This window comes from Mycobacterium sp. 852002-10029_SCH5224772 (genome assembly GCF_001667315.1).
Taxonomy (GTDB): domain Bacteria; phylum Actinomycetota; class Actinomycetes; order Mycobacteriales; family Mycobacteriaceae; genus Mycobacterium.
Genome location: NZ_LZHT01000130.1, coordinates 1 through 5,633 on the forward strand (window position 1 = coordinate 1; position 5,633 = coordinate 5,633).

General features: G+C 69.4%; 1 protein-coding gene. It reads left to right on the forward strand.

Features of this window, described 5'->3' with window-relative positions; genetic code table 11:
• Nucleotides 1-5,633, forward strand: a 5,633-nt coding sequence (locus tag A5775_RS22490) for a non-ribosomal peptide synthetase (protein ID WP_156660820.1), incomplete at both ends; no start/stop codon positions are given.

Consider the following 5,633-nt stretch of genomic DNA (forward strand, 5'->3'; position numbering starts at 1 on the left):
ACCCTGCCCCAGACGGCGTTGCCGACGCCGGGCCCCGACGGTGTCGCCTACCTGATCTACACCTCGGGCACCACCGGCGTCCCGAAAGGCGTTGCGATCACTCACCGCAACGTCACCCAGCTGCTGGGTTCGCTGGACGCCGGCCTGCCGGCCGCGGGGGTCTGGTCGCAATGCCACTCGCTGGCCTTCGACGTCTCGGTGTGGGAAATCTTCGGCGCCCTGCTGCGGGGCGGGCGGCTGGTGGTCGTGCCCGAGTCGGTGACGCGCTCGCCGCACGACCTGCACGACGTCCTGGTTGCCGAGCAAGTCAGCGTGTTGACCCAGACCCCGTCGGCGGTGGCCATGCTCTCGCCGGAGGGGCTGGACTCGGTGTCGCTGGTGATGGCCGGGGAGGCCTGCCCGGCCGAGGTCGTCGACCAGTGGGCACCCGGACGGGTGATGGTGAACGCCTACGGCCCGACCGAGACCACGATGTGTGTGACCATCAGCGCACCCCTGGAAGCCGGGGCAGGACCAGTTCCGATCGGCTTCCCGGTCCCGGGGGCGGCGTTGTTCGTACTCGACGAATCGATGCGGCCGGTGCCCCCCGGCGTCGTCGGTGAGCTCTATGTGGCCGGATCCGGGGTGGCCGCGGGATATATCGGCCGGCCCGGGCTGACCGCGTCGCGGTTCGTCGCCTGCCCCTTCGGCGGGGCCGGAACCCGCATGTATCGGACCGGCGATCTGGTCCGCTGGGACGACTCGGGATCCGGTGAGGGCCAACTGCAATACCTCGGCCGCGCCGACGAACAGGTCAAGATCCGCGGCTACCGCATCGAACTCGGCGAAATCCGCGCCGCGCTGCTCGATGTGGAGGGCGTTGAACGCGCGGCGGTGCTCGTCCGTGAAGATCGTGCCGGCGATAAGCGTCTCGTCGGCTATGTGACAGGAGCCGCTGACCCGACCGATATTCGGGCCCGGTTGGGTCGGCGGCTCCCCACCTACATGGTGCCGTCGGCGGTCGTGGTGCTCGACGCCTTGCCGTTGACGGTCAACGGCAAACTCGACACCCGCGCCCTGCCCGCCCCGGACTACCAGGGCGGCAATGGATTTCGCGCTCCGCAAAACGCCATCGAGGAAATCCTGGCCGGCATCTTCGCCCAGGTCCTCGGTGTCGAGTGGGTCGGCGTCGACGACTCCTTCTTCGACCTCGGCGGGGATTCGCTCTCGGCGATGCGGCTGGTCTCCGCGGTCAACACCGGCCTCGACGCCCACCTCGGGGTGCGGGCCTTGTTCGAGGCGCCCACGGTCGCCGAGCTGGCACCGCGCGTGTGCGGCGGCGGAAGCAAGCTCGCCCGGGTGACGGCGGCCGACCGGCCGGCCGTGGTGCCGTTGTCGTTCGCGCAATCCCGCCTCTGGTTTCTCGACCAGCTGCACGGGCCGTCCCCGGTGCACAACATGGCGGTCGCCCTGCGGCTGCGCGGACACCTGGACACCGACGCGATGGGCACCGCCCTGGGCGACGTGGTGGCCCGCCACGAAAGCCTGCGCACCGTGTTCGTCGCGACCGGGGGCACCCCCCAACAGGTGGTGCTCCCCGCCGCGAGCACCGAGGTCGGCTGGCAGGTCATCGACGCCGCCGGGTGGCCGGTAAGCCGGCTGAGCCAGGCCATCGAGACGGTCGCGTGCCACCGATTCGATCTGTCTAACGAAATCCCTTTGCGGGCAAAGCTTTTCCAGCTCGCCGAGGACGACCACGTGTTGGTGGCGGTGGCCCACCATATCGCCGCGGACGGGTGGTCGCTGACCCCGCTGGTGCGCGACCTCGGGGCGGCCTACGTGCGCCGGTCCAGCGGGCAGGCCCCGGATTGGGCGCCACTGCCGGTGCACTACGTCGACTACACACTGTGGCAACGCGCCCAATTCGGAGACCTCGACGATCCGGGCAGCCCCATCGCCGCGCAGCTGAGGTACTGGCGGGACGCGCTGGCCGGGATGCCCGAACGCCTCGAATTGCCGACCGACCGCCCCTATCCGCTGGTCGCCGACCACCGCGGAGCCCGCATCGATGTCGAGTGGCCGGCCGAACTGCAGCACCAGGTCGCCGAGGTGGCGCGGGCCCACAACGCGACCACCTTCATGGTCGTCCAGGCCGCCCTGGCCCTGCTGCTGGCCAAGATGAGTGCGAGTTCCGATGTGGCGGTGGGGTTCCCGATCGCCGGCCGCAGTGATCCCGCCCTCGATGACGTGGTCGGCTTTTTCGTCAACACCCTGGTTCTGCGGGTCGACCTGAGCGGCGACCCCACCGTCGCCGACCTGGTGGCCCGGGTGCGCCAACGCAGCCTGGCGGCCTACGAGCACCAAGACGTGCCGTTCGAAGTGCTGGTGGACCGACTCCATCCCACCCGCAACCTGGCCCATCATCCGCTGGTCCAGGTGGTGCTGGCCTGGCAGAACCTGCCCTGGCAGCACGACGGCCCCGCCGCGGGGCTGGAGCTGGGGGATGTGCAGGTCACCCCGCTGCCGGTCGACACCCAGGTCGCCCGCATGGATCTGGTGTGGTCGCTGTCCGAGCGCTGGAACGGGGATGGCGGGCCTGCCGGCATCGGCGGCATGGTGGAATTCCGCACCGACGTGTTCGACGCGGACAGCATCGAGACGCTGATCGAGCGGCTGCGCCGGGTGCTGGCGGCCATGACCGCCGACCCCGGCCGGCGGTTGTCGTCGATCGATCTGCTCGACGCCGCCGAGCACGAGCGGCTCGACGAAATCGGCAACCGGTCGGTATTGACCGTGCCGTCCATGGCACTGGTGTCGATCCCGGCGTTGTTCGCCGCCCAGGTCGCCCGCGCCCCGGGGGCGATCGCGATCACCTGCGGCGACCTGTCGTGGACCTACCGCGGCCTGTATGAGGCCACAAATCGGTTGGCGCACTTGCTTGTTGGACAGGGCGCGGGTCCTGGGCAACGGGTCGCGGTGGCGATGCCGCGCTCCGGCGAGGCGATCGTGGCGATCCTGGCGGTGCTCAAGACCGGGGCGGCCTATGTGCCGATCGACCCGAGCGTCCCGGCGGCGCGGCTGCAGTTCGTGCTGGCTGATGCCGCGCCGATCGCGGCGGTGACCACCGCCGAGGTGCGGCCGCGGCTGGACGGGTTCGCCGGGCGGATCATCGACATCGACGATCCCGCGATCGGCAGCCAGCCCGCGACCGGCCTGCCGGTGCCGGCGGCGGACAGCATCGCCTATCTCATCTACACCTCGGGGTCCACCGGCGTTCCCAAGGGAGTGGCGGTCACCCACCGCAATGTCACCCAGCTGCTGGAGTGCATCGACGCTCAACTCGATGTGGGGCAGGTCTGGACCCAGTGCCATTCCCTGGCGTTCGACTTCTCGGTGTGGGAGGTCTTCGGCACCCTGCTGCACGGCGGGCGCCTGGTCGTCGTGCCCGACGACGTCGTCCGATCACCAGAAGACTTGCATGCCTTGCTGGTTCGCGAGCAGGTCAGCGTGTTGAGCCAGACCCCGTCGGCGTTTTATGCGCTGCAGAGTGCCGACGCGTTGGCGCCGGAGCTGGGTGAGCAGTTGAAGTTGCAGACGGTGGTGTTCGGTGGCGAGGCCTTGGAGCCGCGCCGGTTATCGACGTGGTTGCGCCGTCATCCCGGGCTGCCGCGCATGGTCAACATGTATGGCATCACCGAGACCACGGTGCACGCCTCGTTCCGCGAGATTGTCGGCGGCGACGTCGACAGCAGCGTCAGCCCCATCGGGGTGCCGCTGGCCGGCCTCGGCTTCTTCGTGCTCGACGGCTGGCTGCATCCGGTGCCCGTCGGGGTAGTGGGCGAGTTGTACATCGCCGGTGGCGGATTGGCCGCCGGTTATGTGGGCCGCCCGGGCCTGTCGGCCACGCGGTTCGTGGCCTGCCCGTTCGTCGGCGCGGGGGCGCCCCCAACACGCATGTATCGCACCGGGGATGTGGTGCGGTGGGCCCGCGACGGGCAATTGGAATTCCTGGGGCGCGCGGACGAGCAGGTCAAGATCCGCGGCTACCGCATTGAGTTGGGCGAGATCCGCGCCGCGCTGGCCGACGTCGAGGGCGTCGAGCAGGCGGCGGTGATCGCCCGAGAGGATCGTGCCGGCGAGAAGCATCTCGTCGGCTATGTGACCGGAGTCGCTGACCCTCCCGAGATTCGGGCCCGGTTGGGTCAGCGGCTCCCCACCTACCTGGTGCCGTCGGCGGTGGTGGTGCTCGAGGCGTTGCCGTTGACGGTCAACGGCAAGCTCGACACCCGCGCCCTGCCGGCCCCGGAGTACCGGGACGTCGACCGGTACCGGGCGCCGGCGAGCGCCGTCGAGGAAATCCTGGCCGGCATCTACGCGCAGGTGCTGGGTGTGGAGTCCGTCGGCGTCGACGACTCCTTCTTCGACCTGGGCGGGGATTCGCTGTCGGCGATGCGGCTGATCGCCGCCGTGAATACCGGCCTGAATGCCGGTGTTTCGGTGCGGGCGTTGTTCGAGGCGCCCACCGTGGCCCAATTGGCGCCCCGCCTCGACGGGGGTTCGGAGCGGCTTTCGCGGGTGGCGGCGGACGAGCGGCCGGCGGTGGTGCCGTTGTCGTTTGCGCAGTCCCGACTGTGGTTCATCGATCAGCTGCAGGGGCCGTCGCCGATGTACAACATGGCGGCCGCGCTACGGCTGCGCGGGCCGCTGGACACCGACGCGCTGCGTTGGGCGCTTGTCGACGTGGTGGCCCGCCACGAGAGTTTGCGCACGGTTTTTGCCGTGTGTGACGGGGCGCCGCATCAGGTGGTGATACCCGCTGGGGGGGCCGATGTCGGGTGGGACGTGATAGATGCCGCCGGCTGGTCGCCGGCGCAAATAAAGGAGGCCGTCGATGACGCTGCTGGTTACACATTTGATCTGTCAGCCGAAATACCCTTGCAGGCACGACTTTTCCAACTCTCCGAAGACGAGCATGTGCTGGCGGCGGTGGTCCACCATATTGCTGCGGATGGTTGGTCGCTAAATCCGCTGGTGCACGACCTGGGGGTCGCCTATGCCGGCCGCTGCGCCGGGCGGGCTCCGGATTGGTCGCCGCTGCCCGTGCAATACGTCGACTACACGTTGTGGCAGCGAGCCCAATTCGGTGACCTCGAGGACCCGCAGAGCCCGATTGTCGGGCAGCTCGCCTATTGGGAGCGGACTCTGGCGGGGCTGCCCGAACGAGTCGAGCTGCCGACGGATCGGCCGTATCCGTTGGTGGCCGATTACCGCGGCGCCGGCGTGGACATCGACTGGCCGCCCGAGTTGCAGCAACAAATCCGCGCGGTGGCACGGGCGAACAACGCCACCAGTTTCATGGTGGTGCAGGCGGCCTTGGCGGTGCTGCTGGGCAAGATCACCGCGACGTCCGATGTGGCGGTGGGCTTTCCGATCGCCGGGCGGCGCGATCCCGCGCTGGACGAGCTGGTGGGATTCTTCGTCAACACGCTGGTGCTGCGCGTCGACCTGGCTGGCGATCCCAGCGTCGCCGACGTGCTGGACCGGGTGCGCCAACGCAGCCTGGAGGCCTACGAAAACCAGGACGTGCCGTTCGAGTTGCTAGTGGAGCGGCTCAACCCCACCCGCTCGCTGACGCATCATCCGCTGGTGCAGGT